This is a genomic window from Desulfovibrio sp. 6_1_46AFAA (assembly GCF_000224635.1).
GTDB lineage: Bacteria > Desulfobacterota > Desulfovibrionia > Desulfovibrionales > Desulfovibrionaceae > Desulfovibrio > Desulfovibrio fairfieldensis.
Genome location: NZ_JH114304.1, coordinates 238,933 through 263,939, shown reverse-complemented (window position 1 = coordinate 263,939; position 25,007 = coordinate 238,933). Strand labels below are relative to the sequence as shown.

Sequence of the window (25,007 nt, the reverse complement as noted above, 5' to 3'; positions counted from 1 at the left end):
GACGCAAGAGTATTTTTCTTTTTCGTTCTATTCATTCAATTGCCCTGCCGACAGCTTCGCCCGGACCCGCTTACGGCAGCCGGTAGCGCCCGGCCACCGGCGCCTGCCAGCCCGCGCCGAAGGGCACGCGGCTCACGTGCAGGGCCAACGGTTCCTGGCGGCGCTTGAATTCCGCCCGGAACAGCTTGTCGCGCACCTCGCGGCAGACATCGCTCATGGGCTTGTCCTGCCCCTGGGCGGTAGGCTCCAGCAGTTCCTCCAGCATGGGGTCCAGCTCCTCGTAAGGGGGGATGCTGTCCGCATCCTTCTGGCCGGGCCGCAATTCGGCGGAAGGCGCTTTGTCAAAGACGTTCCGCGGGATGATCTCCGCGCCCCGGTGGGCATTGTACCAGCGGGCCACGGCATAGACCTGGCTTTTGGTCAGATCCGCGATGACCCCCAACGCGCCCACGGCGTCGCCGTACAGGGTGCAGTAGCCCATGGCCCCTTCGCTCTTGTTGCCGGTGTTCAGCACCAGGGCCCTGGCCCGGTTCGCCAGGGACGTGAGCAGCGTGCCCCGGATGCGGGCCTGCACGTTTTCAAAGGTCACCTCGCCCGCATACGGCGGGAAAAGATCCAGGCCCGGCTTGAGCGTCGCTTCAAAGGCTCGCATCAGAGGCTCAATGGGCAGGGTCACGGTGGACACGCCCAGATTGTCCGCCAGCCGACGGGCGTCGGTCAGCGAATCCTCGCTGGTGTACGGCGAGGGCATCAGCACGCCGGTGACCTTGTCCGCGCCCAGGGCTTCCACCGCGATGCAGCAGACCAGGGCCGAATCCATGCCGCCGGAAAGCCCCAAAATGGCTCGTTCCGCGCCGCACTTGCGCACAAAGTCGCGCGTGCCCAAAGTCAGGGCGCGCCAACCGGCTTCCTCGGCGCTTCGGCAAAGCTCCTCCACCCTGCCGGACCCCCGGGCCGTGTCCACCACCAGCACGTCTTCGGCAAAGGCCTTGCCGCGCGCCAGGAGCTGGCCGGTGGGGTCAAAGGCCAGACTTTGGCCGTTGTACACGCGGCTGTCGTTGCCGCCCGCCGGATTGACCGAAAAAAGATGTATGTGATGCCGGGCCGCCACATGCGAAAGCATGTGCTCGCCCGCCTCCTGCGCGCCCACGCAATAGGGCGCGGCGGCCATGTGCACCACGGCGTCCACCCCGCGCTGGACCAGCTCCATGAGCGGATTATGGCCACTGGCGTACTGGGTTTTCCAGAACGCGCCGTCCTCGGCCACGGCGTCCTCGCAGAGCACCACGCCCAGCCGCCAGCCGCCCAGGCTCAGGATGCCGCAGGACACCCCGCGGTCGAAATAGCGCACGTCGTCGTCCTGGCCCGAATTCCGGCCCATATTCTGATAGACCTTGCGCGAAGCCACCTGCCACTGGCCCTTGTCCACCAGCACGCCCGCGTTGGAGAGCAGACCGGCGGCATAGACGCTGGGCACCGGCGCGCCCACCAGCAGGGGCGGCCCGTCCTTCAGGGCCTCGGCCAGATTCCGCAGGGCCGTACGGCAGCCCTGGGCGAAATCAACGGCGCGCAGATAGTGGCCGGGAGCCACGCCGCAGAGGGCCAGCTCCGGCGTGACGCACAAGTCCGCCCCTTCCCGCGCGGCCTGGCGCGCGGCCTCCAGAATGCGCTCCTGATTGCCGGCCACGTCGCCGGTGACGCTGTTGCACTGCAATAAGGCGATTTTCATTCCACGGCCTCCCCCGCGATTAAAACATAAAGGAAATACTGATTAATGAAGATTTTTATTCTCCGCCAAGAAGGGCGAACTCCGGGCGGAGGGAGCATATTCAAACATATTCGACCACCGCACGGTGTGAGCCCGACACAGGCGGAGGGCAAAAAGACCATGAATCAGTGTTTCCTTAAAAATATCCATGCAAAGGGCCACCCGGCGCGGCCAGCGCTTCCACTCCGCGCGTGACGGCCGGATCCTCTTCCAGAGGGGGGGCATGGAAGGGCTTGAGGCGGGCGTCCAGAACCAGGGGCGCAGCGCAGGACCAGTGCTTGGCGCGTGTCTGGGCATGCGCGCCGTAGCTGTCCGTGGCCGGGTCCGAACGGGTGAAGACCACCCAGAGAAAATTGTCCAGCCCGGCGGCGCAGAAAGCGGCATCGTCCACCACGGCCACCAGCGGAAAGGCCTCCCGCTCGGGCCAGGCTTCCAGGCGGCGGGCCAGTTCCTCCATACGCGGGTCCGGTTCGCCGCGCTCCAGCGAGTGCGCCGGGCCGCGCACGACCAGCAGGCCCGGTCCGGCCACACGCGGCTCGGAAAAGCCCTCGGGCAGATCCGGAGCGCCGCGCAGTTCCAGGCCCAGCTCGCGCCGTTTTTCCCCGGCCGAGGCCCAGATCAGCTTGGAGCCTTCGTGCAGGCCGCAGCCCGTATAATCCAGGGTATCGCTGGTACTGCGGGTCAGGAAATGCAGGTCGCGGCTGAAGTCGGTCCGCTCCAACAGGTGGCGCAGAAAAGCGGGCACGTCGCGGGCGCACAGGCCAGGCGCGTCCTCATGCGCGGCCAGCAACACGTATTTGGCAAGGGCGGTCTGGGTGGCCCCCAGCAGATGCAGGGCCGCCGTGAGCAGTTCGCGCGGCCTGCGCCGCGCCTCGTAAGGAGTGTAACGCTCGCTGCCCAGGGCCAGCAAAAGAGGATGCACCCCGGCGACATCCACGGCATGCACCTCGCGCACGCCCTGGAAAACCTGGGGCACCAGGGGCGCGGTGAGTTCGTGGATGAAGTCGCCGAAAACCGTATCCTCCTGCGGCGGGCGGCCCACGGCGGTAAAAGGCCAGACCGCGTCCCGCCGGTGGTACACGGCGTCCACCTTGAGCACCGGGAAATCGTGCCGCAGGCTGTAGTAGCCCACATGATCCCCGAAGGGCCCCTCGGGCTTGAGCCCCGGCACGAGACGCCCGCTGATGCAGAAATCCGCCTCGGCCAGAACGGGCAAACGCAGCTCCGGGGCGCGCGCCAATTCCACCCGGCGTCCGCCCAGCAGACCGGCGAAGCGCAGTTCCGAGAGTCCCTCGGGCAGGGGCATGACCGCCGCCACACTCAGCGCGGGCGGGCCGCCCACATAGACATGCACCGGCAGTTCCTCACCCCTGGCGATGGCATTGGCGTGGTGCGCGCCGATGCCCCGGTGGATCTGATAATGCAGGCCCGCCTCGTCGGGCGCGTAGGCGTTGCCCGCCAGCTGCACCCGGTACATGCCCAGGTTGGAGGCGTTCAGGCCGGGGCGGCAGGGGTCTTCGCTATAGACCAGGGGCAGGGTGATGAAGGGTCCGCCGTCGCCCGGCCAGCAGGTCAGGCGCGGCAGATCGGCGAGATTGCAGTTGCACTCCAGCACCGGAGCGCCGCCGTTCCGCTTCGCGCGCGGCAGCATGCGGACCAAGCCGGGCAGCGCGGCCAGCGAACGCCAGGGCCGCCGCAGGGCCGCCGAGGGATCGGCCTTGGCCGCCAGCACGGCGTCCACGGCCCGCAGACTGTCCCGGAAAATATAGCGCAAACGCTCGCGCGTGCCGAAGAGATTGGCCAGCATGGGAAAACGCGTGCCCTTGACTCTGGTGAAGAGCAGAGCCGGGGCCTTGGCCCGGAATGCCCGGCGCTGCACGGCGGCCAGTTCCAGATAGGGGTCCAGTTCCACATCCACGCGCCGGAGCTGCCCTTGGGCCTCCAGATCCACCAGGCACTGGTTCAGGTTGGCGTAGCCCATCAGCAATCCCCTTTTCGCGCCGGGAGCTCCACCGCGCCCAGCATCCGCCGTCCCGCGAGAACCTCGCGGAAGTCGGCCAGGATGCGGGCGTGGTCAAAAGCCAGTGGTTCCGGCAGATCGTCCGGCGGGTAAAAAGCAGCTCCGGCCGCGTCGTCTCCGGCGCGCAGGGCTTCGGGATCACGGGGCCTGCCGGTGAAGACCACGCTCAGGGTATGTTGACGGGGATCACGGTCCGGGCGGGAATAGACGCCCAGCAGACCGGTCAGTTCCACATCCAGACCGGTTTCCTCGCGCATTTCGCGCACAGCGGCGGCCTCGGCCTGTTCGCCCTCGTCGATAAAACCGCCGGGCAGGGCATAGCCCAAAGGAGGATTGGCCCGCGTAATGATCACCACGCCGCGTCCCGGCTCATAAATAACCACGTCCGTGGTGGGCGTGGGATTGCGGTAACAACTGTAGGGCTTGCCGCAATGCGGGCAGATCACGTCTTTCTTCATGCGCTTTCCCGGAAAAATGAAGTGCGGCCGTATGGTAAGCCAGTCCGGCCCGCGCCGCAAGGTACAGCGCCGTGCCGGGCCATTCCGCTCTTCGTCCGTTGTTTTATTCTGCCCTCCGGGCATCAGGGTTCTCGCTTCGCTCCGGCTTGGGCCGCCTCCGGCGCGGGCAGGCGGCCCAAACGCCGGGAGGCGTAAAGCCTCCATGCCGGGAAAGGCCGACGCCCTGACCTTACAGACAAAGAAAGCCCGCATCCGTGAGTGCCCGAACGCCGACCGCGCCGACACGCAACAGGCGCAGGCGCGCGCAACCGTCTTCCTCGCCCGCCGGAGATTCGGGCAGCGGTTCCGGCAAAGGTTCCGCCAGGGTGGAGGGCTCGCCCCCGGCGGGCTGTTCGGCCTCGCTCAGGGCGGGCAGCAGGCCGCCCCCATCGCCCGATTCCGCCAGGGCGGACAGCAGTTCCGGGTCCAATTCCTCCAGAGTGCGGGCCGGGGGACGCCCGCTCAGATTGGCGCTGCTGGCGGTCAGCACGCCGCCCGCCAGATGCGCCAGCCGGGCGGCCAGCGGATGCGGCGAGACGCGCACCGCCGCCTTGCCGCCCGCACTGAGCAGAGGTTCGGGCAGGCCGGGCCGGGCAGGGAGCAGCAGGGTCAGCGGGCCGGGCCAGAAACGCGCGACCAGCTCCGGCGGCGCGGCTTCCAGCCGGACCACGTTTCCGGCCTGGGCCGCATCGGCGGCCAGCAGGGGCAGGGGCCGCTGGACGGGCCGCCGCTTGAGCTGGTAGATACGGCCCACGGCCGCCGCGTCGGCGGCCAGACAGCCCAGACCGTAAAAGGTTTCGGTGGGGAAAATCACCACGCCGCCCCGGCGCAGGCATCGGGCCGCAGCTTCAAGATCAAGCACGCGGCAGGGGGAATCGAACATGACAGGCAAACCTTTGCGGCTGATCAGCGTGGGCCGTCTGAAGACGCCGTTCTGGAAAGACGCCGCCGCCCACTATCTGGCGCGGATCACGCGCTGGCGGCGTCTGGAATGCACGGAAGTGCGCGACGGGGACGCGGCTCTGCCCCCGGACCGGCGCAACTCCTTGGAAAGCCGGCGGATTCTGGAGGCTCTGGCCCCGCAGGACGTGCCCCTGGTGCTGGACGAGCGCGGCCTCAGTCTGACTTCGCCGCAGCTGGCGGCCCTGCTGCGGCAACTGGACCAGGAGGCGCGCGGCCGGGCCTGCTTTATTGTGGGCGGGGCCTGGGGCCTGGACGAGGCCGTGCGCGGCCGGGCCTACCGCCTGATCAGCCTCTCGGCCATGACCCTGCCGCACGAGCTGGCCCGCGTGGTCCTGCTGGAGCAGCTGTACCGGGCGGAGTGCATCCTGCGCAAGGTGCCGTACCATCATTGATCCGGCGCTGGTCCGGCGCTTCCGGGCCGCCGCCGGTTTCCGTTTCTTGTAGAGATTGCCGCCGTCGCCGTCAATGTGCGGCGGGCGCACCCTTTCCGCTTCAACCTCACCTATTTTCAAAACAGGCTTGACTCGCCTCTTGTATCGGCATAGCTTCGATAGCACGTTTTTTATATACATAACATATTTTACATACGCATATAAAAAACGTAGCACTTCGACAGGCTGACGCGCCGCGTCATGGGGGAAACACCACAATAAACGCGGCTGGAGGCCGCAAGGGGGGAGGTTTCGGCATGGGGAAGGTTTTCAAGCTGATGCTCGCGCTGGCCGCGTGTCATGTTCTGGCGGCAGGCCCGGCGGCGGCCGAGGGAGATACCGCAGCGGCGCAGCCCGCCGGGCGCAAGGAGGCGCTCACCGAAGGCAGCCTGGCGGCGTACACCCTGCCGCCGGTAACCATTTACGGAGTGGCCGATCAGGCGCCCACCGTACCGGTCATGACCCGCTTCGGCACACAGTTCAACGTACTCACCGAAGAGCAGATTCAGCTCCAGAACTCCCTGGATTTTTATGACGCCCTGCGCAACGTGCCGGGCGTCATGTACCAGAAAAAGAACATCATCGGCGGCCAGACCGGCCCCAGCCTGTATATTCGCGGACGCGGAGCCAGCCATCCCAGTCCGGACCTGAGCATCTTTTTCGACGACGTGCCCCGCAGCGGCGTGCTTTACGGCCAGGCCCTGGCCGACGGCATTCCGGTCTACGCCCTGGGCGGTATGGAAATTTACAAGTCGCCCCAGCCCTCGCGCTTCGGCAGCGGCTACGGCATGATCAACTTCATTCCCAAATACATGACCGAAGACGGCTACGAATTGCGCCTGGGCTTTGAGGCGGGCAGCTTCGGCACCGTGGCCGAAAACCTGGGCATGGGCGCGAAGAAAGACGGCGTGGACATTTACGCGGCGCAGAGCTTTATCAGCACCTTGGGGCACGAAGAACACACCGCCGCCCATCAGGCCAGCTATTACGCCAATCTGGGCTTCCAGTTCAGCGAAAACTGGAGCCTGCGCCTCATGGCCAACCGGGTGGACGCCGAAACCCAATCGCCCAACAATGCCGTCACGGGCAGCAGAACCCAAGGACCCAGCACGTACCTGATGGCTGACCGCTACGACACCGGCACAAGTCTGGCGACGCTGTCCCTGAACAACACCTATGACAATGCCCGAGGCTATCTGAAGGGCTATTACAACCACACCCTCTTCCATATCCGGGGTGAAGACGGCGAGGCCGCCACTTCCCGCCAGACCAATGTGCTCTACGGTTTGCGTGGCCGGGAGACCTTCAGCCTCTGGGAAGGCAATGAGATTATGGCCGGTTTCGACCTGGACGTGACGGAACTGCAAAACGACCAGCGCAAATACGCTACGGACACCACAAGATCCTGGGATTTTCCCACGCAGACCCTGTTCTCCCCCTATCTGGCCGTGAGCCAGACCTTCGGCAGCGAAGAAAGCTTCCACGTCACGCCCTCGGCGGGCATCCGCCTGTACACCAGCGACGTTTTTTCGGACTACGCCTCGCCCCAGGCCGGTCTGGTGCTGGGCTACGCCAACACCAATCTGAGTTTCGCCTACGCGCGCGGCGTGAATTACCCCAGCCCCGTGGTCCTGCAGGGTTTCCTGGCTGACCGGTCCCTGCCCGGCTACCTGAACACCAAGGACATCAAGCCGGAAGTGGTGGACCATTACGAAGTCGCCCTGAGCCACGTCCGGCCCGGCCTGTTCAGCGCGAGCGCCACCTATTTCCACGACGACGGCAGGGACCGGCTCAGAGCCAATATGGCCATGGCTATGCCCGTCAGCGATTCCTTTTTCAACTCCTCTACCGCTGAATACAAAATCGACGGCCTGGAACTGGCGGGCAGCGTAACCCCGCTGGACGGGCTGGAAATTTTTGCCGGGGGCACCTGGCTCAAGGCCTGGGCCAAGGGCGACGACGGCAAAAGCACGGACAAAATGCCCTATACGCCCAGCTTCGCCCTTCAGGCCGGTTTCAAGTGGAAATTCTGGGAGCACTTTCTGCTCAGCGGCGACTACCAGCACCTGCAAAATGTCTACGCGGGCAATCTGATGCGGGGCACTCCCCCAAAAAATCCGAACAGCAACTTCACTGAACTGCACGACGTGGACAAACTGCCGGACATCAATGTGGTCAATCTGCGGCTGGACTACCTCTTCAGCTACGACGACCTGCATCTGGAAGAAGGCCGGGTCTTTGTGGCCGTCAACAATGTGCTGAACACGCCTTACGCCTACGCGATGCAGAAAACCGCCGACAACACGGACCGGCAGCTTTATTACATGCCCGGCACCTCCTTCATGGCGGGATTTGAACTCAAATTCTAGACCCACGCCTCTCGAGGCCGCCGCTCTTTGCCCGGAGCGGCGGCCTCGTCAGCCTGGAACTTTTATGGAAACGTTTATGGTGGACGAAGAACACTGCGCCGCGCGGCGGCATTTTTTTGAGGACCATGCCGAAGGCTGGGAGGATCGCAACTATTCCCCGGAAAAGTTGCGGCGTCTGGAGAGCCTGCTGGCGCGTGTGGATTTGGACAGGGGCATGACCGTCTTGGACGCCGGTTGCGGCCAGGGGGTGCTGCTGCCCTTTCTGCGCCGCCGGGTCGGCGGAGAAGGCCGCCTCATCGCCCTGGACGCCTCGGCGGCCATGCTGCGTTGCGCCGCGCAACGCCATCCCGACGCCTGGATACTGCATGCGGGCGTGGAAGCCGTTCCCCTGCTGGACGGCTATGTGGATGCGGTGATCTGCTTTTCCGCCTTTCCCCACTTCAGCGACAAGGAAGCGACGGCGTGTGAATTTTATCGCCTGCTCAAGCCCGGAGGCGCGGCCTATGTCCTGCACATCGACGGCCGGGAAAAACTCAATGATCTGCACGATCAGCATCATGCGGTATGCGGCGACCATTTGCCCTGCCCGCACGGGATGAAGAAAATCTTCAGCCAGGCGGGTTTTTCAAAGATGCGGGCGGATGAAAGCGCGGAGCACTATTATTTTGCCGCTTGCAAACAGGAGTGAGACATGCGGGTCACTTCCATTCTTTCCCCGGTTTTCCTGCTGTGCGCGACCCTGGCCGTCTTTCTGGCGACGGCTGCGTCCCCGCAGGCCCGGTCACTGAAAATCATCGCCGGTACGTCGCTCATTGAGGGCATCGCCAGAGATCTCACGGCCGGAGAAAGCGAAATCCTCACCATTATCCAGGGTTCCAGCTGTCCCGGCCATGAAAACGCCAAAACCTCGGACTTCGTTTTCGCGGCCAAGGCCGACCTTCTGCTGATCCATACCTTTCAGAGCCGCATGCCGCAGATCACGGGCATGCTGGAGGCCATCGACAACCGGCGACTGCGCGTGACGGCGCTGGGTCCGCACGGGAGCTGGCTGGTGCCGGAAAACCAAAAGGAGGCCGTGCGCCGCATTGCCGCCGCGCTGATCGACATTGCCCCGGATCAGGCCCCTGCGGTGGAACAGCGCATGCGCCGACGCCTGGAGCGGGTGGATGGCGCTGCCGCCGCATGCGGGCGCATGCTCGCGCCCGTACGGGGCAAGGCCGTGCTGGCCGCTGAAATGCAGGCGGAATTCGCCCGCTGGGCCGGGCTGGACGTGCTGCGGACCTACGGCCGGGCCGAAGACCTCAGCGCCGGTAATCTGGCCGGCCTGCTGGACAACGTGCGTGACAAAAACGTGCGCGGCGTGATCGACAACCTGCAGAGCGGCGCGGACGCGGGCCTGCCCCTGGCACTGGAGCTGAAGGTGCCGCATCTCGTGCTGTCCAATTTCCCCGGCTCCGCCCCGGACGTGCCGGATTACTTCAGCCTGCTGCGCGCCAATGCGGAACAGCTCGCACGGCTGTAACACGGCAGCCGCCGCCCGGCCCCGCGCTCTGGCCCGTCTGATCGGGGTGGACGTCAGATTCGGCCCGCGCCGCGTGCTGCGCGACATCACACTCGAAGTCGCGCCCGGCGACTTCTGGACTCTGATCGGCCCCAACGGCGCGGGCAAGTCCACCCTGCTGGGGCTGTTCAACGGCCTGACGCCCTGCTCCACGGGCCGCGCGGAGTATGCGGGCCTGCCGGTGACGCCCAAAACCGCGCCCGCCGTCCGTCTGAAAATCGCCCACGTTTTCCAGACCTCGGACCTTGACCCCAAGATGCCGCTCTCGGTCTTTGAATCCGTGCTGGGCGGCACCTACGGCCGCCTCGGCCTGTTCAGGCGACCCGGCCCGAGGGAAAAGGACCTGGCCATGCACGCCCTGGAAACCGTAGGGCTGGCCGATCTGGCGGGCCGTCCCATCGGCCACCTGTCCGGCGGCGAGCGCCAGCGTACGGCCCTGGCCCGCGCTCTGGCCCAGGAGCCGGAACTGATTTTGCTGGATGAGCCCACCGCCGCCCTGGACTGGCAGGCCCAGAGGGATATTCTCAACGCCGTTGCCGCCCTGCGACGGGACTTTGCGCTGACTGTCTTTATGGTGACCCATGACCTCAACGCGGTCTTCAATCTGGCCCGAAAGGTCGCCATGCTGCGCGAAGGGCGGCTGATCTGGCAAGGCGACGTCAAGGACGCCATGCAGCCGGAACTGCTCAGTTCCCTGTACGGCGTGCCCATCGCCATCGCCGACTGCAACGGCCGCAAGGCAGCGCTTTTTTAGGGCAATTCACCGTTAAACAGGCGAATTGCCCTAGCGGCCGCGAGAGTCGAAGCATGCGGCCGACGTAACGTTTGAAATATTCCACAAGGCTTTCAGGCAAATCCTTGCCCGAGCAGCCGGAGACGGCATTACTCGCCGTTAAGCCCATTTGAAGTGTTGATTGCTGTTGGAGGCGCTTTGGAATCCTTCCTGAGCTATGAATTCCTGCAACGGGCCCTGCTCATGGCCCTGCTGGGCGGCGGCGTGTGCGGGGCCATAGGCGTCTTTGTGGTGCTCTGGCGCATGAGCCTTGTAGGCATGTGCATATCCCACGCGGCCTTTGCCGGAGCTCTGCTGGGCCTCTGGCTCGGCCTGCCGCCTCTGGCCGGAGGCCTGGCCGCCAGCCTGGGCGCGGCCTCAGCCGTGGGTCCGCTGGCCGAGCGTCCCGGCTTCAGTCTGGATACGGCCATGGGCGTGATCTTTTCCGTGGTCATGAGCCTGGCCATGCTGGCCCTTGGCTTGCTGCCCGGCGCGCGGACCGAGGGCTTGAGCCTGATCTGGGGCAGCCTGCTCACAGTGACCCGCCTTGATCTGGCGCTTATGGGCGGCACGGCCTTGCTGCTCTTTGCCTTCATCTTTGTATTTTTCAAAGAAATCCAGGCCATCATCGGCCAGAAGCAGGCGGCGCTGGCCTCCGGCATTCCGGTCCGTAAAATCCGCTACGCCAGCCTGATTCTCATGGGGCTGGTGGTGGCCTTTGCCCTCAAGGCCATCGGCGGCCTGCTGATCTTCTCGCTTATCGTCACTCCGGCGGCCACGGCCCTGCAACTGACCTACAGCCTGCGCCGCATGTTCATTCTGGCGGCCCTGCTGGGCGCGGCGGCTTCGGCGGCGGGGCTCTGGTTCTCCTTCCACTTCTCCGTGCCGCCCGGTGCGGCCATTGTACTGACTGCCGCCGCTTTTCTGCTGGCCGCCATCCTGCTCTCTCCCAAAAAACGCGGAAAAACGGTGTGAAACACGGGGAAATCCAGGCGGCACAAGTCAGCCGGGACGGCCTGCCCCCAGTCTGGGACGGACATCAGGCACCCGCGCCGGTTCCGGGCACGCGAAACGCGGCGCTTGCGTTCCCGCCCGCCCGGCCGCGCGGTCCGGGCCGCGTCTGGAAAGGCTGGCTGCTTTCCTGCTGCCTGCATTTCTGCCTGCTGGGCGGCATTCTGGCCTTCGCCGCATATCAGGTGGAGAAAGAAGAACCGGTCTATCGGGTTGCTCTGGTCGCCCTCGGCGACATGAGCCCTGCGGGAACAGGCGCGGGACTGCCGGGAGGCACAAGAGGCGGTGCGCCGGACACCGCACCCGTCCAAGACCCCGGTCCCCCGCCCGCTCCGGCGGCCGAACCCGCCGCCGGTAAAAACGCAGTGACGCATAAAAGCGCGGATACGCCGCACCCGGTTGCGCCCGCAAAAACACGCTCTCCCGGAAAGGCCGCCGGGAAAAACGAAAAAAGGCCCACAGCGCCCCCCCAGGAACGGATGCCATCTCCCGCCGGGCCGTTGACGCCGCAGGCATCAGGCGGCCAAGCCGCGACCGTACCGGCAGGTTCCGCCGGGACGGGTACGCGGCACGACACGGCGGCCAGCAGCGCGGGCACAGGCGGAAGCGGAGGTTCCGGGCTTTACATGCCGGGACAACTGGACCATCTGCCGTCCGTGCTGCGGCCCGTCAAACCGGACTATCCTCCGGACGCCAAAAAGAAAAGGATTGAAGGCCGCGTGGTCGTACGCCTGATTGTGGACAGCACGGGCCGCCCGACGGAATGCGCCGTCCATGCCGCCGAGCCGTCAGGCTACTTTGAGGAAGCTGCGCTCGGCGCCGCGCGCAAAACGCGCTTTATCCCCGGCAAAAAAAACGGACGGCCGGTGAGGACCCTGGTATTGCTGCCGTTCGCCTTCCGCCTGCGCTAGGATCTGTTTCCGGCTTGTCCTTTCGCCCTCTGCCCGCGTCAAGCGCCTTCCGCGCGAAAGTAGTTTCCGGACGACCTCAGAGCACCTCGTAAATCCGGGCAAAGACATTGTCGTAAACCAGCTTGAAGTAGGGCGAGAAGCGCGGATCCTGCGGGTCGCCCACCAGCAGCTGGACCATCAGCGAATTGTACAGGCCCTGATCCACGGCCAGTTTTTCGTCCGTGACCCGATTAAAGAGGAAGTTCACGTTCCGCCGCCCGGACAGAAATTCCTTCTGCTCCTCGGGCGTGGCCTTGGGGTGGGCGTCGAACCATTCCTGCACGTAATTGCGGCGGGTCACACCCGTTTCCTCGAACACGCTGATCGACGAAGGATAAATGGTGCTGGTGCTGCCCTCCAGACGTACTTCGCCCGTGTCCAGGCGGTAGGCCAGCGCCTGCGGCACAATGGACAGCGCGCCGCCCTCGCCCTGGCGGGTCACGAAATTCCAGTTGCCGAAATTGCTGATCCAGAAGCCCAGGCGCAGCATTTCAAAGCTGACCACCACAAAAAGCCGCCCCTTGGCTTCCACCAGCGGGGTCTCCGGCGAGCGCAGTTTGTCCATGAGGGCCTGGGCCGCCCGGCCGTCCAGGCCCTCAAAGACATTCCCCGGCTCGTTGCCCATCTTGGCCGTGTAGCGGATCAGCTGCCGGGCGAAGCGCGCGTTGTCCGTGGCAAAGACCGCGGCGGGCAGGTAGAGCGAAGGCCCGGCGTGCTGCGCGCCGTCCGCGATGGTCGAGCGCCGCGCGAAATGGTGGGCCGCATAGCCCCAGTCCCACCAGAGCCAGAGCTTGGCGTCCTCGGGGGTCATGGTCCGGGCGCGGGTCAGCGCCTCGGCGTGGCGGCGGTTGATTATGGGTCCCTGGGAGATGGCCTGGATCATATCCGCGAAAGGAGCCACCAGCAGGGCCAGCAGAATACAGGAGGTCGCCACGCCCGCCACGGCCCCGCGCAGATCGGCGCGCAGCAGGCGCTGCAAGAGCCAGTACAGGGGCAGGGTCAGGCCCACGGCCACCACCGGCGCGCCGAACATGACCATCCGGCCGCCCAGCTTGGTGCTCAGCAGGCCCAAGGCCGCCAGGGGCAGCAGAAAAAGCGCGCCGGGCCGCCGGAAAAGCACCAGGACAAAACCGGCCAGGCCAACGACGGCGGCTTCCATCCAGGGATGGAAATAGGGGAAGAGCGCCGCGAAGCTCAGATCCTGCACTTCAATAATGGACTGGGCCACCGAGGGATAGACCAGACTCATGCCCTCGCCCGTGCTTCTCACGTCGCCGCTGTGCTTGAGATAGGCGTTGGCATGATTGATCAGGGTGGTCAGGATTTCGCCCTGCACCAGCAGGGCCGCCGCGCCCAGCCAGAGCAGGACCAGGACCAGGGGACGGCAGAGCAGGTGGCGCAGCCCGCGCCCGGCCTTGTTCCCGGCCAGGAGCAGAATCAGGCTGAAACCGAAGCCCGCCGGGCCGCCCAGGGTGGGCAGGGCGTAAGCCAGCCCGCCCAGCAGCAGAATGCCGCGCCGCCCGCGCGGGGCCATGATCAGGGCCATCAAGGCCAGCAACACCACATTATAACGGATCAGATAGGGAAAAACCGAATGCCATTCCTGGGTCCACCAGGAAATGACGCCCGACGCGCCCAGCAAGAGCACCCACTGCCAGCGCAGGGGATTGCCCAGACGCTCCAGGTGCGCCTCATCCGCGCCGCGCTCGCCCCAGAGGCGTTGCGCCGCCTTGAGGCCGGATCCCAGGGCCAGCCGCCGCAGGATCATCCGCGGCAACAGCATGTAGCGCATGGCCCAGCAGGCCGGAGCCAGGGTCATCAGGAGCGGAAAAAACAGGGTCACCAGGTCGGTATCATAATAGCCCAGCAGGGTGCGGGCCAGAAAACCGGGAGCCAGAGAGGTGATCAGCCCGGCGGCCACGCCCGCCTCCATGCTGCCCAGGGCCCAGACCCAGGCGAAGACGATCACCGCCACCAGGCTTGCCAGCACCGCCGGGAACCAGAAGGCCACGGCGGCCGGATAGGTATGCAGGGTCTGGGCCATGAGCCGCAGCATCTCGGCCATGGGATGCCCCACGCCCAGACCGAAACCCTCGGCGGCGGCCACCCAATGGTAGGCGTCGTGGGTTGCCAGCAGCCATTCGCTGCCCAGGCGGTATTCCGGATTCTGCCAGCAGGGCCACTCCATCATGCGCAGGCCGAAAGCCAGTCCCAAGGTCAGCAGGCCCCAGAACAGGCCCCGCAGCCAGTAGTGAGGCGCGTCCTGCCGCGCGCCGGACGCGCCTACCCCAGGCACGGCCCGTCTTCCCCGGCCCGTTCGGTCCGCTCGGCCAATACGGGTTCAACGGCTTTTCCAGTCCCGCCGGAGATGTCCCCCGACGGGCTCAGTGCCCAGAACCAGCGTCCGCTGCCCGCCGCCGCATAGGAGCGCACGCCCGCCAGCCGCCAGGGCGCGGGCAGACGTTCGGGCGCGGGAGTCAGCGCCAGGATGACCAGCACTCCCTCGGGCCGCAGCCGGGGCAGGGTCAGCTCAAGCAATTCGGGCCAGGGCATGAAGGCCCGGCTCACAATGCAGTCCGCCTGATAATACTGGCCCTGAAAAAAATGCTCCACCGAACCGCGAAACACATGGGTGGCGGACAACTGCAGGCGGGCAAGGACGCTGGACAGAAACAGGGCGCGCTTTTCGCGCACTTCCACCATATAATAGCCGCCCCTGGTCCAGGCCATACGCAGGGGAATGCCGGGCAAACCCGCGCCGGAGCCCAGATCCCAGCTCAAGGGCTCTTCCGGCAGGGGCAGTTCCTCCAGAAAGGACGCCAGATGAAAGCTGTCGGCCACCAGGCGGGCCAGGATGTCCTGCCAGGAGCGCGCGCCCACCAGGTTCATGGCCGCGTTCCACCGGCACAACATTTCCAGATAGACGGCCAGCGGCTCCAGAGCCGCCGAGGGTACGTCCGCGCCCGTGGCCGCCGCGAGCCGGGCCAATTCCTTTCTGTCCACCGTCTGCTGCTCTTGCATGATCCTCATCTCCGCATTCACCGGCGGATGCGCCGGGCTTTCAGTCATATCCCCGGCAAGCGGGACTTGCAAGCCCCGCCCCGATAACGTAAAAAAAGCAATTCAACAGCCCGATGCGCATCCCGCGACGGCGGAGCCGACAGGCGGGGAGACGCAAAAATCAGCGGCTGACGACAGCAACGATAGGCTGAAGGCAGCGTCAGCTTTGAAATCGGCACAATTTCAACGCGAATCTGCTCCAGGGCCTGTTGACACTACCGGGATTTTGTTTGCCGGCAAGGAGAACAAGCCTTTTATGAAAGGAGTGTACTCTTCTGGCACTCGACTGGAATAAAAGGCGAAGTTCGACAAAATCAGCGGGCAAAAGAATGTAGCGTCAACACGCCCTAGTCGTCTTGACGTCGGCACCACTTGAGTTCACACGCCCTTTGGAGAGAACGTACTTATGACGCAACCTGTTCTGCTTTTTCCCGGCCAGGGCTCGCAGGAGCCCGGCATGGGCCGCGATCTGGCCGAGGCCTCGTCCGAGGCCATGAACCTCTGGAAGCAGGCCGAGCGCATCAGCGGCCTGCCCCTGCGCGAAATTTACTGGGAGGACGACGAGGCCGCCATGAGCGACACCCGCGCCCTGCAACCGGCCCTGACCGTGGTCAACTGCAACCTCTGGCGGGAAGCGGCCGGGCGCGTCAGCCCCTGTGGGGCCGCCGGGCACAGCCTGGGCGAGTTCAGCGCCCTGGCGGCGGCGGGCGTGCTCTCGCCGGAAAACGTGCTGGAAATCACGGCCCTGCGCGGCCGCCTGATGGCCGAGGCCGACCCGGAGGGCAACGGAGGCATGGCCGCCCTGCTCAAGCTGGATGAGCCGCGTGTGGCGGAAATCGTGGCCGAGGCCGCCGCCGAAAGCGGCGAAATGCTGCTCACCGCCAATTACAACACTCCGGCCCAGCTGGTTGTCAGCGGCGCCAAGTCCGCCGTGGCCCTGGCCTGTCGAAAGGCCAAGGAGCGCAAGGGGCGCGGCATTGAACTCAAGGTCAGCGGCGCGTTCCACAGCCCCATGATGGAAGAGGCCAATAAAGAGCTGGCCCCCCTGCTGCGCAAGGCCGTCTGGCGGAAGCCGCGTTTTCCGGTTTACTGCAATCAGCACGGCAAAGCCGTGCACGACGGCGAAAGCGCCAGGGAAAGCCTGCTGCGGCAGATGGTTTCGCCCGTGCGCTGGATTGAAACCGTCCGCAACCAATACGCGAACGGAGCGCGCTTCTGGCTGGAGTTGGGCCCCAAGGCCGTACTGGGCAAGATGGTCGCCCCCTGCCTGAACGGCATCGCCGTCGGGAGCGACGCGTTGCGCGTGGAACTGGTCAGCACTCTGGAAAGCCTCACGGCATTCAGCCTGTAATATTTTTAAGGATACGGAAAAGATATGCGCGCCACCGACACCCTGCGCACGGCCCTCGCGGCCATTCTGGAAGAAGAAGGACTGGCCTGGCCGGTCAAAACCGTCATTGAGCCCCCGCGCGATCCCAAACACGGGGATCTCTCCACCAACGCGGCCATGCTGCTGGCCAAGGAAGCCAAGTGCAATCCCCGCGAACTGGCCCAGAAGTTCGCGGCGCGGCTGCTGGAGCGCTGTCCGGACCTGGAAAAGGCCGAGGCCGCCGGACCGGGCTTCTGCAACGTGACCTTCAGCCAGGCGTTCTGGCGGCGCACGGTGCTGGATGTGGAGGCCGAGGGCGGAGCCTACGGCGCGAGCGGCACGGGCGCGGGCCGCAAGGTGCTGCTGGAATACGTCTCGGCCAATCCCACCGGCCCCCTGCATGTGGGACACGGCCGGGGCGCGGCCGTGGGCGACAGCCTGGCCCGGCTGCTGCGCAAGGCCGGATATGCCGTGGATACGGAATATTACATCAACGACGCGGGCCGCCAGATGCGCCTGTTGGGCCTTTCGGTCTGGCTGCGCGTACTGGAGCTGGCCGGGCGTCCGGTGGACTGGCCCGAGGATTACTACCGGGGCGAGTACATCATCGACATCGCGCGCGAGATGCTGGCGGACGATCCCCATCTGCCGGACCTGCCCGAAGCCGAGGGTCAGGAGTGCTGTTACCAGCGGGCCATGAACGAGATCCTGGCGGGCATCAAGGCGGATCTCAACGAGTTCCGGGTGGAGCACCAGCGCTGGTTTTCGGAAAAGACCCTGGTGGAGCGCGGCGCTGTGGACGCGGCCTTTACCGCCCTGGGCCGGTCCGGGTACACTTATGAGAAGGAAAACGCCTTCTGGTTCGCCACGGAACAGCTGGGCGACGACAAGGACCGCGTGCTGAAAAAGTCCGACGGCAGCCTGACCTATTTCGCCACGGACATCGCCTACCACCATGACAAATTCGAACGGGGCTACGACTGGCTCATCGACATCTGGGGCGCGGACCACCACGGCTACGTGCCGCGCATGCGCGCGGCCATTACGGCCATGGGCAGGCCGCGCGACAGTTTCGACGTGGTCCTGATCCAGTTGGTCAATCTGCTGCGGGACGGCAAGCCCGTGAGCATGTCCACCCGCGCGGGCACCTTTGAAACCCTGGCCGACGTGCTGCGCGAAGTGGGCGCGGACGCGGCGCGTTTCATGTTCCTCTCGCGCAAGAGCGACAGCCCCCTGGATTTTGATCTGGAGCTGGCCAAGCAGCGCAGCCTGGACAACCCGGTCTATTACGTACAGTACGCCCACGCCCGCATCTGCGCCGTGCTGCGCCGCGCCGGAGAGCGCGGCGTCGGCCTGCCGGAAACCGTCACGGAAGAGATGCTGGCCGGCCTGGACACGCCCGAAGACATGGCCCTGCTGCGCAAGGCCGCCGCGTTCCAGGACATGCTGGCCGCAGCGGCCCGGGCCCTGGCCGCCCACCACGTGAGCCACTATCTGACCGAGCTGGCGGGCCTGCTGCACAGCTACTACGCCAGACATCAGGTGCTGCTCGCCGACGATCAGCCGCGCACCCTGGCCCGTCTGGCCCTGTTGCGCGCCGTGGCCCAGGTGCTGCGCAACGGCCTGGACGTGCTGGGCGTCAGCGCGCCGGAGGCCATGTAATGAATGCCGTCCAAATCGTGTTGCATATCAGGTAAAAGCATGCCCCAGCCCCTACGTAAAAGTTTTCAGAAAAGCGCCTCTTCCGGCGGCAAGCCCCGCCGCTTTACCTTCAGTCTGTCCGGTGTGGCCGTTGCCGCGCTGGGTCTGGTGCTGGTGGCCGCCGTAGGCTGGGCCTTTTTCATGGGTTTCATGGTCGGACGCGGCCAGAATCCGGAAAAAAGCGTGGAGCAGATGACCGGCATGCTCCGGGATGAGCAGGCGCAACCCGCCGCACCCGCGCCGCAAACAGCCTTGGCCGCCCCAGGCGCGCAAAGCCCGCCGACGGCTCAGCCGGAGCAGGCAGAGCAGCCGGAACAGACGGGGAGCACAGCCGGAGCCCCGGCTTCCCCGGCCGACGCGGCGCAAGCCCAACAATCTCCCCAGGCAGCCCCGCAGGCCGCCCCACAGGATGGGTCAGCCTTTCCGTTCAGCCGCCCGCAGGGCGCGGGTCTGGCCGCCTGGGGCATCAACCCGGCCACGCCCGCGCCGGGAGCGGCCGCCGCGCCGTCCTCGCCCCCTCAGAGCCAGCGGGCTGACCCGCGCCAGACCCAGCGCGCACCGGCGGCGCAACCCAAGGCGGCACAGGCCGAACCCTTGTTCGACTACAGTTTTCAGGTGGCCGCGTTCAAGGACAAGGCCGACGCGGACAAGCTGCGCGCCCGCCTGGAAAGCAAAGGCCTGCGCAGCCGCCAGCAGAAGAGCGGCAAGGTGCTGCTGGTGCTGGTCAATCTGCGCGGCACGGAGCTGGATGCCGCCAATCTGCGCGAGGAGCTGCAACGTATGAAACTGGGCAAGCCCATTCTGGCTTCCAAAAAAGCGGTTTCCGGCAAGAGCCGGAAGACCGGACGCTGAGGCGGACCGTGGACGGGCACAGCGCCAAGCCGGGCTTTTTGCGTCTTCTGGGCCGTCCCTGCCTGCGCGGCATTGACGCCGTGGGCGGCATGACCCTGTTCATGCTGGCCGGGCTGGGCCAGATATTCACCAGCGCCAGGATTTTTCCGCGCAGCCTGCAACAGATCTACGTGATCGGCTACAAATCGCTGTTCGTGATTCTGCTGATCGGCATCTTCTGCGGCATGGTGCTGGGCCTGCAGGGCTATTACACCTTGATCCAGTTCGGATCGGTGGGCATGCTGGGCTCGGCCGTGTCCCTGACCCTGATCCGCGAGCTGGGGCCGGTGCTCACGGCCATCATGCTCACCGGGCGGGCGGGATCGTCCATGGCCGCCGAAATCGGGGTCATGCGCATCACGGACCAGATCGACGCCCTGGACGTCATGGACATCAACTCCCTGGGCTATCTGGTCAGCCCGCGTCTGGTAGCCGCGCTGATTTCCTTTCCCCTGCTCACGGCCATTTTCGACGTCATCGGCATTCTCGGCGGCTATCTCACCGGCGTGCTCATGCTGGGCATCAACGAGGGCGCCTATTTTTACCGCATCGCCAGTTCCGTGACCATGACCGACATATCCGGCGGCTTTGTCAAAGCCCTTGTTTTCGGCCTGCTGGTCACCACTGTCTGCTGCCACCAGGGCTACTACACCCACCGCCGCCGCGACAGCGTCGGCCCCGAGGCCGTGGGCAACGCCACCACCTCGGCGGTGGTCATTTCCTGCGTGCTGATCCTGGCCGCGGACTATGTGCTGACATCATTCTTATTGTAGGCGGAAGTATGCAGGCTTGGGACATTGAATTTCACGACCTGAGCGTGGGCTACGGCGAGCACGTGGTGCTGCGCGACATCAACGCCGTGCTGCCTGCGGGCAAGGTTTCCGTCATTCTGGGCGGCTCGGGCGGCGGCAAATCCACCCTGCTGCGGCATATCATCGGCCTTTCGCGGCCGCTGTCCGGCAGCGTGTATCTGGGCGGCCGGGATCTTTTCGCCCTGAACCGCGCGGAATTCCGCCGCGTGCGCCGCCAGATGGGCGTGCTGTTCCAGGACGGCGCGCTGCTGGGCGCGCTCTCCCTGGCCCAGAACGTGGCCCTGCCCCTGAGCGAGCATCTGCGCCTGCCCAAGCCCCTGATCCGCGAGGCGGCCCTGCGCGTGCTGCGCATGGTGGGCCTGGAGGACTTCGCCGACTTTTACCCCAACCAGCTTTCCGGCGGCATGCGCAAGCGCGCGGGCCTGGCCAGGGCCATCATCGCCGAGCCGCGCATTCTGCTCTGCGATGAGCCCACGTCCGGCCTGGACCCGATTACCGCCGCCCGCATGGACGAACTGCTGCACTCCATGCACGAGCAGTACGCCGAAATGACCCTGGTGGTGGTCAGCCACGACCTGGCGAGCCTGCGCGCCATTGCCGACTACGTGCTGGTGCTGCGGGACGGCGGCGCGGTATTCGCGGGCAGCCTGACCGAACTGGAGGCCAGCCCGGATCCCTATCTGCGGCAATTCCTCAGCCGCGAGGCCGGGGACCAGCGCCTGACCCTGCACCAACCGGCTGATCCCGTCGTGCGGGCGGCCCTGGACAAATGGCTGGCGTCATGACGGCCCCTTCGCCCCCACCCTGCGGAAGACGCGGCTGTCGCGGCATTGAAAGGCGCTGAACCACGGATCTGGTTGAACCGCCCGGCGTCCTGTGGGCTTGAAACTTTGCCGCCGGGCAGATATACTAAAAAAATGTCATGTTCTGTTATGCCGCAGTCTGGAGTCTGAAAAACGCATGAACAGCGTCCGTGAAACCGCCGTGGGCATCTTTGTGCTGCTGGGCCTGATCTGTGTGGCCTACCTGGCCATCAAACTGGGCCGCATGGAATTCTTCGCCAATCAGGGCTTCGAGCTTTCCGCCCGCTTTGATTCCGCCTCGGGCCTGCGGGTGGGCGCGGATGTGGAGCTGGCGGGCGTGCCCGTGGGCCGGGTGGTGGCCATCAGCCTTGACCCCGATCCCCTGCGCACTCAGGCAGTGGTCCATCTGCGCCTGGACAAAAACCTGCGTCTTTCCGACGACAGCATTGCTTCCATTAAAACCAGCGGCCTGATCGGCGACAAATACGTCAGCCTCTCGCGGGGCGGTTCAGAAAAAACGATCCCGCCCGGCGGCACCATCACGGAGACGGAATCTCCGGTGGATCTGGAAACGCTGATCGGTAAATACGCCTTCGGAGGTGTGTAATATGCCCCGTATACCCGCGTTTTCACGCGCTCTTATTCTGTTCTGCGGCCTGGCTCTGGGCTTGGCCGCTTTCTCCGTCGCGGTCCAGGCTGCGCCCGCGCCCTCCTCGCCTGCCCGCCAGGCGCTGGAAACAGCCACCAATCGCATTCTCGCCAGCATCAAGAATCCCGACTACGTCAATCCGGCAACACGCGGCCCCCTGCGCCAGCAGATTGAGGACGAGGTGCTGCATATCTTCGATTTCGGAGAATTTTCCTCCCGCACGGTGGGCGCGCGCTGGCGCTCTTTCACGCCCCAGCAGCAAAAGCAGTTCAGCGACGCCTTTGCGGATCTGCTGATCAGCACCTATGTGAACAAGATCGACGGCTACAACGGCGAGCAGGTCGTCTATGTGGGCGAGCTCTCCTCGGCCGCGGGCGACCGCACGGAAGTGCGCACCGTCATCACCATGAAGGACGGCAAAAAAGTGCCCGTGGCCTATCGCATGCTGCCCAAGGACGGCGGCTGGCGCGTCTATGACGTGCTGATCGAAAATATCAGCTTGGTAAAGAATTACCGCACCCAGTTTCAGGACATTCTGAACAGCGCGAGTCCGGACCAGCTTATTGAGCGGGTGCGGGCCAAAGCCCAGGAAGTGCGCCAGCAACATGCCCAATAACACGTCCGTATCCCGCTTTGGCGGCCTGCCCTTCCCGGCGGGCCGCCGCGTCGGCCCGGCCCTCTGTTTACTCCTGCTTCTGGCCTGGTCTTGCCCTGCGGCCGTTTCGGCCGCTCCGGCGGACCCGCCCCGCACGCCCTCCACGGTTTACGCCAACAGCCCGTCCCTGGCGCCGGGGGCCATTACCGTGCATCCCTACGGCCAGATGCAGCAGTCCGACAGCCTGGACGACTACGATACGGCCCCGGTGGACAGTATCTCGGACCCCCTGGAGCCCTGGAACCGCTTCTGGTTCCGCTTCAACGACATTTTTTTATCTCCATATCGCCAGACCCGCGTATAACGCCTGGGTCTTCATAACTCCCCACCAGCTCCGCAGCGGCCTGAAGAACTTTTTTTCCAATGTGCTGTTCCCCATGCGTTTCGTGAACAATATCCTGCAGTTCCGTTTTCTGGAAGCCGGGGTGGAGTTCGGGCGCTTTTTCATCAACACCACATCCAGCCTGGGTTTCGCGGACGTGGCCAAGGGCAAGAAAACCATTGTGCCCGTGGACCCCTCGGGCGAAGACTTCGGCCAGACCCTCGGGCGCTGGGGCATCGGCCACGGCTTTTACGTGGTCTGGCCCTTTATCGGCCCCAGTTCCGCGCGCGACACCGTGGGCCGGGCGGGCGACCTGTTCACGGACCCCTTTTTCTACGTTTACCCCTGGGAACTGGCCACCAGCTCGGAACTGGCCCTGCGTTTCAACGCCTTGGGCGACGTGCTGCCGCTGTATGAGGACCTGAACAGCGCCGCAGTGGATCCCTATATCGCCATGCGTGAGGCGTATATTAACTTCCGCAATTCCCAGGTCAAACACTGAGCGTCGGGATTTGCCCGTTGGCGGCGTCAAATTTCGTAGCGCGTCTCGGTTGCATAAAAGACACTCATGGCGACACCCTCCAGAAATTTTTTCAGCGCCTCCCCTGACGCCGCTCCCCTGCTCCGGCTGGAAGACCTTTCCGTGCACTTCCCCTTTGAGGGACATCTGCTGCCCGCCGTGCGCGACGTGCATCTTGAGCTGCCCCCGGCGGCCATCACCTGCCTGGTGGGCGAATCCGGCTGCGGCAAAAGTCTCACGGCCCGCGCCGTGCTGCGCCTCACGCCGGAAACTGCCGTGCTCGGCGGCCGGGCGCTGCTGCGCGGCGAAGACCTGCTCAGCCTGCCGGAAAAAGAGCTGCGCGGCATCCGGGGCCGCCGCGTGGGCATGATCTTCCAGGAGCCCATGACCTCGCTCAATCCCGTGCTGCGCGTGGGCGAACAGGTGGCCGAGCCCCTGCGCCTGCATCTGGGCATGGGCCGGGCCGAAGCCCGCCGGGAGGCGGAACGCCTCTTCGCGGACGTGGGCATTCCCTCGCCGCACAGCCGCTATGACGACTACCCCCACCAGCTTTCCGGCGGCATGCGCCAGCGGGTGATGATCGCCATGGCTCTGGCCTGCCGCCCCGAACTGCTGCTGGCCGACGAACCCACCACCGCCCTGGACGCCACAATTCAGGGCCAGATATTGCGCCTGATCCTGGACCAGAGCCGCGAGCGCGGCATGGCCGTGCTGCTGATCACCCACGATCTGGGCGTGGTGGCCGAAGTGGCGGACGTGGTAGGCGTCATGTACGCCGGGCGTCTCGTGGAACGCGCCCCGGCGCGCGAGCTTTTCGCCGATCCCCGCCACCCCTACACCAGGGGACTGATGCATTCCGCGCCCAGCCGCCGCTCCATGGGCCTCAGCCGTCTGCCCACCATTCCGGGCAGCGTGCCCTCACTCCAGAACATGCCGCCGGGCTGCCCTTTTCAACCCCGCTGCCCCGAGGCCATGCCCCGTTGCGCCGAAGCCATGCCGCCCTCATTCGTGCTGGGCCAGCATGCCGTGGCCTGCTGGCTGGCCGACGCCACGGCCTGAGCCCGCCGACGAGCCCTAAAAGGTCGCCCGCTCCCGCTCAACAAAGTTCTTTCCCGCCGAAAAAAAAAACCGCCTCAATTGAAACCGGTTCCGGAATCGCGGGCTTCGGCCAAAGCGCCGGGCGCGGTTCACAGCGTCCCGGCCAAGCGCGGTGACAATCCCCCCGAACCCGTATGCCCGAGACCTCACCATCTTGGCCCAGGGACTGAGCGCCGTAAAATTCTAGATCAAGCATTCCAACCAAGGGCCATCCTTCCGGCCGACATGCCTCTTTGGCAACGATCGCGGATCAGGCACGTCACAAACTGACATCGGGTGTCGCCTGTGCCTTTGAATTTATTACTATATAAAGCAAAATAATGCTTTATTACTCTATTTATCATAAATAAATATTATTATTTTATATATCGTATGTATTTCTTCGAAAATTAGAACTATATTAGTAATATTCAGCAATTATTGGATCCCCGCCCAATATAATGTTATATTGTAAATAATATCCCTAAAGATACGTTAATTTTCTCCGATATAGCAATTAAATCATATCTCATCTCTCCTTTGACGGCGACTCAGTCGCGCGGAGAGAGAATCTAAGCGACAAGCCAGTGGTTTCTCAACAAATCGCGCTCTGACCCGGACGGTTGAGCGACAACACATGCCGTTTTTCGTATGAAGGAATGTTGTCATGAGAAAAACCACCGGCCATCCCTCGCTTCTGAACCGCCGCCGCGCCGATCTGCCCGGCGTTGGCCTATTGCCGCAGAGAGAGAGAGAGAGAGAGAGAGAGAGAGAGAGAGAGAGAGAGAGAGAGAGAGAGAGAGAGA

The 25,007-nt window shown here is 64.9% G+C and carries 23 protein-coding genes; 17 read left to right on the top strand and 6 right to left on the bottom strand.

Annotation, left to right across the window (positions count from 1 at the left end; genetic code table 11):
* Nucleotides 1–70: 70 nt before the first annotated feature.
* From HMPREF1022_RS13825 to HMPREF1022_RS13810, 4 genes are all read right to left on the bottom strand, one after another.
* On the bottom strand, nt 71–1,729 hold the full coding sequence (locus HMPREF1022_RS13825; RefSeq protein WP_009303577.1) for an NAD+ synthase: 1,659 nt from the start codon (nt 1,727–1,729) through the stop codon (nt 71–73).
* 175 nt (nt 1,730–1,904) lie between these two features.
* A complete protein-coding gene (locus HMPREF1022_RS13820) occupies nt 1,905–3,749 on the bottom strand; it encodes a UbiD family decarboxylase (RefSeq protein WP_009303576.1) in 1,845 nt (614 codons plus the stop codon).
* Nucleotides 3,749–4,246, bottom strand: a complete 498-nt coding sequence (locus tag HMPREF1022_RS13815) for an NUDIX domain-containing protein (protein ID WP_009303575.1) — start codon at nt 4,244–4,246, stop codon at nt 3,749–3,751. Before HMPREF1022_RS13815 ends, HMPREF1022_RS13820 begins: the two co-directional genes overlap by 1 nt.
* Nucleotides 4,247–4,475: 229 nt before the next feature.
* Entirely contained in the window at nt 4,476–5,168 is a 693-nt protein-coding gene (locus HMPREF1022_RS13810; protein WP_009303574.1) for an L-threonylcarbamoyladenylate synthase, read from the bottom strand.
* Here HMPREF1022_RS13810 and HMPREF1022_RS13805 point away from each other — a divergent pair.
* From HMPREF1022_RS13805 to HMPREF1022_RS13775, 7 genes are all read left to right on the top strand, one after another.
* Nucleotides 5,167–5,640 carry a 23S rRNA (pseudouridine(1915)-N(3))-methyltransferase RlmH gene (locus HMPREF1022_RS13805; RefSeq protein ID WP_035061841.1) on the top strand — a complete coding sequence of 158 codons (474 nt, stop codon included), beginning with the start codon at nt 5,167–5,169 and terminating at the stop codon, nt 5,638–5,640. The two genes, HMPREF1022_RS13810 and HMPREF1022_RS13805, sit on opposite strands and share 2 nt — an antisense overlap.
* Nucleotides 5,641–5,936: 296 nt before the next feature.
* Nucleotides 5,937–8,048, top strand: a complete 2,112-nt coding sequence (locus HMPREF1022_RS13800) for a TonB-dependent receptor (RefSeq protein ID WP_009303572.1) — start codon at nt 5,937–5,939, stop codon at nt 8,046–8,048.
* A 64-nt stretch (nt 8,049–8,112) separates the two neighbouring features.
* Nucleotides 8,113–8,736 carry a class I SAM-dependent methyltransferase gene (locus HMPREF1022_RS13795; RefSeq protein ID WP_009303571.1) on the top strand — a complete coding sequence of 208 codons (624 nt, stop codon included), beginning with the start codon at nt 8,113–8,115 and terminating at the stop codon, nt 8,734–8,736.
* A gap of 3 nt (nt 8,737–8,739) precedes the next feature.
* Nucleotides 8,740–9,570, top strand: coding sequence for a metal ABC transporter substrate-binding protein (locus HMPREF1022_RS13790; protein ID WP_009303570.1), 831 nt, complete (start codon nt 8,740–8,742; stop codon nt 9,568–9,570).
* The gene (locus HMPREF1022_RS13785) at nt 9,545–10,363 is read left to right on the top strand and encodes a metal ABC transporter ATP-binding protein (RefSeq protein WP_008685340.1); all 819 of its coding nucleotides are present in this window, start codon (nt 9,545–9,547) and stop codon (nt 10,361–10,363) included. The genes HMPREF1022_RS13790 and HMPREF1022_RS13785 overlap by 26 nt, the downstream gene beginning before the upstream one ends.
* 177 nt (nt 10,364–10,540) lie before the next feature.
* Nucleotides 10,541–11,356 carry a metal ABC transporter permease gene (locus HMPREF1022_RS13780; protein WP_009303569.1) on the top strand — a complete coding sequence of 272 codons (816 nt, stop codon included), beginning with the start codon at nt 10,541–10,543 and terminating at the stop codon, nt 11,354–11,356.
* Nucleotides 11,353–12,303, top strand: coding sequence for an energy transducer TonB (locus HMPREF1022_RS13775; RefSeq protein WP_009303568.1), 951 nt, complete (start codon nt 11,353–11,355; stop codon nt 12,301–12,303). The genes HMPREF1022_RS13780 and HMPREF1022_RS13775 overlap by 4 nt, the downstream gene beginning before the upstream one ends.
* 76 nt (nt 12,304–12,379) lie before the next feature.
* On the opposite strand, the gene HMPREF1022_RS13770 is transcribed toward HMPREF1022_RS13775, so the two are convergent.
* Both HMPREF1022_RS13770 and HMPREF1022_RS13765 read right to left on the bottom strand, forming a co-directional pair.
* Nucleotides 12,380–14,638 carry an STT3 domain-containing protein gene (locus HMPREF1022_RS13770; protein WP_009303567.1) on the bottom strand — a complete coding sequence of 753 codons (2,259 nt, stop codon included), beginning with the start codon at nt 14,636–14,638 and terminating at the stop codon, nt 12,380–12,382.
* On the bottom strand, nt 14,626–15,363 hold the full coding sequence (locus tag HMPREF1022_RS13765) for a 16S rRNA (guanine(527)-N(7))-methyltransferase RsmG (protein ID WP_009303566.1): 738 nt from the start codon (nt 15,361–15,363) through the stop codon (nt 14,626–14,628). Before HMPREF1022_RS13765 ends, HMPREF1022_RS13770 begins: the two co-directional genes overlap by 13 nt.
* A 445-nt stretch (nt 15,364–15,808) precedes the next feature.
* Between HMPREF1022_RS13765 and HMPREF1022_RS13760 the strand changes: the two genes are divergently transcribed.
* The 10 genes from HMPREF1022_RS13760 to HMPREF1022_RS13720 all read left to right on the top strand — a co-directional run bounded on the left by HMPREF1022_RS13760 (nt 15,809) and on the right by HMPREF1022_RS13720 (nt 24,183).
* Nucleotides 15,809–16,753: an ACP S-malonyltransferase gene (locus HMPREF1022_RS13760; protein ID WP_035061837.1), complete on the top strand. Its 945-nt coding sequence runs from the start codon at nt 15,809–15,811 to the stop codon at nt 16,751–16,753.
* Between the two features lie 24 nt (nt 16,754–16,777).
* Nucleotides 16,778–18,433 (top strand): arginine--tRNA ligase, encoded by a 1,656-nt coding sequence (gene argS, locus HMPREF1022_RS13755; protein ID WP_009303564.1) that lies wholly within the window; start codon nt 16,778–16,780, stop codon nt 18,431–18,433.
* A gap of 39 nt (nt 18,434–18,472) precedes the next feature.
* Nucleotides 18,473–19,324: an SPOR domain-containing protein gene (locus HMPREF1022_RS13750; protein ID WP_009303563.1), complete on the top strand. Its 852-nt coding sequence runs from the start codon at nt 18,473–18,475 to the stop codon at nt 19,322–19,324.
* Nucleotides 19,325–19,332: 8 nt separating this feature from the next.
* Nucleotides 19,333–20,136: an MlaE family ABC transporter permease gene (locus HMPREF1022_RS13745; RefSeq protein WP_008685327.1), complete on the top strand. Its 804-nt coding sequence runs from the start codon at nt 19,333–19,335 to the stop codon at nt 20,134–20,136.
* 8 nt (nt 20,137–20,144) lie between these two features.
* On the top strand, nt 20,145–20,960 hold the full coding sequence (locus tag HMPREF1022_RS13740) for an ABC transporter ATP-binding protein (protein ID WP_009303562.1): 816 nt from the start codon (nt 20,145–20,147) through the stop codon (nt 20,958–20,960).
* A 175-nt stretch (nt 20,961–21,135) separates the two neighbouring features.
* Nucleotides 21,136–21,585, top strand: a complete 450-nt coding sequence (gene mlaD / locus HMPREF1022_RS13735) for an outer membrane lipid asymmetry maintenance protein MlaD (protein WP_008685324.1) — start codon at nt 21,136–21,138, stop codon at nt 21,583–21,585.
* 1 nt (nt 21,586) lies between these two features.
* Nucleotides 21,587–22,243 carry an MlaC/ttg2D family ABC transporter substrate-binding protein gene (locus HMPREF1022_RS13730; RefSeq protein ID WP_009303561.1) on the top strand — a complete coding sequence of 219 codons (657 nt, stop codon included), beginning with the start codon at nt 21,587–21,589 and terminating at the stop codon, nt 22,241–22,243.
* Entirely contained in the window at nt 22,233–22,586 is a 354-nt protein-coding gene (locus HMPREF1022_RS18960; protein WP_009303560.1) for a hypothetical protein, read from the top strand. The genes HMPREF1022_RS13730 and HMPREF1022_RS18960 overlap by 11 nt, the downstream gene beginning before the upstream one ends.
* The gene (locus HMPREF1022_RS13725) at nt 22,480–23,106 is read left to right on the top strand and encodes an MlaA family lipoprotein (RefSeq protein ID WP_232221620.1); all 627 of its coding nucleotides are present in this window, start codon (nt 22,480–22,482) and stop codon (nt 23,104–23,106) included. Before HMPREF1022_RS18960 ends, HMPREF1022_RS13725 begins: the two co-directional genes overlap by 107 nt.
* A 66-nt stretch (nt 23,107–23,172) precedes the next feature.
* Nucleotides 23,173–24,183, top strand: coding sequence for an ABC transporter ATP-binding protein (locus tag HMPREF1022_RS13720; protein WP_009303558.1), 1,011 nt, complete (start codon nt 23,173–23,175; stop codon nt 24,181–24,183).
* Nucleotides 24,184–25,007: the final 824 nt, after the last annotated feature.

Bases quoted from the DNA above. Each gene is read 5' to 3' on its own strand.
- HMPREF1022_RS13825 (WP_009303577.1), bottom strand. From the start codon at position 1,729: ATGAAAATCGCCTTATTGCAGTGCAACAGCGTCACCGGCGACGTGGCC.
- HMPREF1022_RS13820 (WP_009303576.1), bottom strand. From the start codon at position 3,749: ATGGGCTACGCCAACCTGAACCAGTGCCTGGTGGATCTGGAGGCCCAA.
- HMPREF1022_RS13815 (WP_009303575.1), bottom strand. From the start codon at position 4,246: ATGAAGAAAGACGTGATCTGCCCGCATTGCGGCAAGCCCTACAGTTGT.
- HMPREF1022_RS13805 (WP_035061841.1), top strand. From the start codon at position 5,167: ATGACAGGCAAACCTTTGCGGCTGATCAGCGTGGGCCGTCTGAAGACG.
- HMPREF1022_RS13810 (WP_009303574.1), bottom strand. From the start codon at position 5,168: ATGTTCGATTCCCCCTGCCGCGTGCTTGATCTTGAAGCTGCGGCCCGA.
- HMPREF1022_RS13800 (WP_009303572.1), top strand. From the start codon at position 5,937: ATGGGGAAGGTTTTCAAGCTGATGCTCGCGCTGGCCGCGTGTCATGTT.
- HMPREF1022_RS13795 (WP_009303571.1), top strand. From the start codon at position 8,113: ATGGAAACGTTTATGGTGGACGAAGAACACTGCGCCGCGCGGCGGCAT.
- HMPREF1022_RS13790 (WP_009303570.1), top strand. From the start codon at position 8,740: ATGCGGGTCACTTCCATTCTTTCCCCGGTTTTCCTGCTGTGCGCGACC.
- HMPREF1022_RS13785 (WP_008685340.1), top strand. From the start codon at position 9,545: ATGCGGAACAGCTCGCACGGCTGTAACACGGCAGCCGCCGCCCGGCCC.
- HMPREF1022_RS13765 (WP_009303566.1), bottom strand. From the start codon at position 15,363: ATGCAAGAGCAGCAGACGGTGGACAGAAAGGAATTGGCCCGGCTCGCG.
- HMPREF1022_RS13760 (WP_035061837.1), top strand. From the start codon at position 15,809: ATGACGCAACCTGTTCTGCTTTTTCCCGGCCAGGGCTCGCAGGAGCCC.
- argS (WP_009303564.1), top strand. From the start codon at position 16,778: ATGCGCGCCACCGACACCCTGCGCACGGCCCTCGCGGCCATTCTGGAA.
- HMPREF1022_RS13750 (WP_009303563.1), top strand. From the start codon at position 18,473: ATGCCCCAGCCCCTACGTAAAAGTTTTCAGAAAAGCGCCTCTTCCGGC.
- HMPREF1022_RS13740 (WP_009303562.1), top strand. From the start codon at position 20,145: ATGCAGGCTTGGGACATTGAATTTCACGACCTGAGCGTGGGCTACGGC.
- mlaD (WP_008685324.1), top strand. From the start codon at position 21,136: ATGAACAGCGTCCGTGAAACCGCCGTGGGCATCTTTGTGCTGCTGGGC.
- HMPREF1022_RS13730 (WP_009303561.1), top strand. From the start codon at position 21,587: ATGCCCCGTATACCCGCGTTTTCACGCGCTCTTATTCTGTTCTGCGGC.
- HMPREF1022_RS18960 (WP_009303560.1), top strand. From the start codon at position 22,233: ATGCCCAATAACACGTCCGTATCCCGCTTTGGCGGCCTGCCCTTCCCG.
- HMPREF1022_RS13720 (WP_009303558.1), top strand. From the start codon at position 23,173: ATGGCGACACCCTCCAGAAATTTTTTCAGCGCCTCCCCTGACGCCGCT.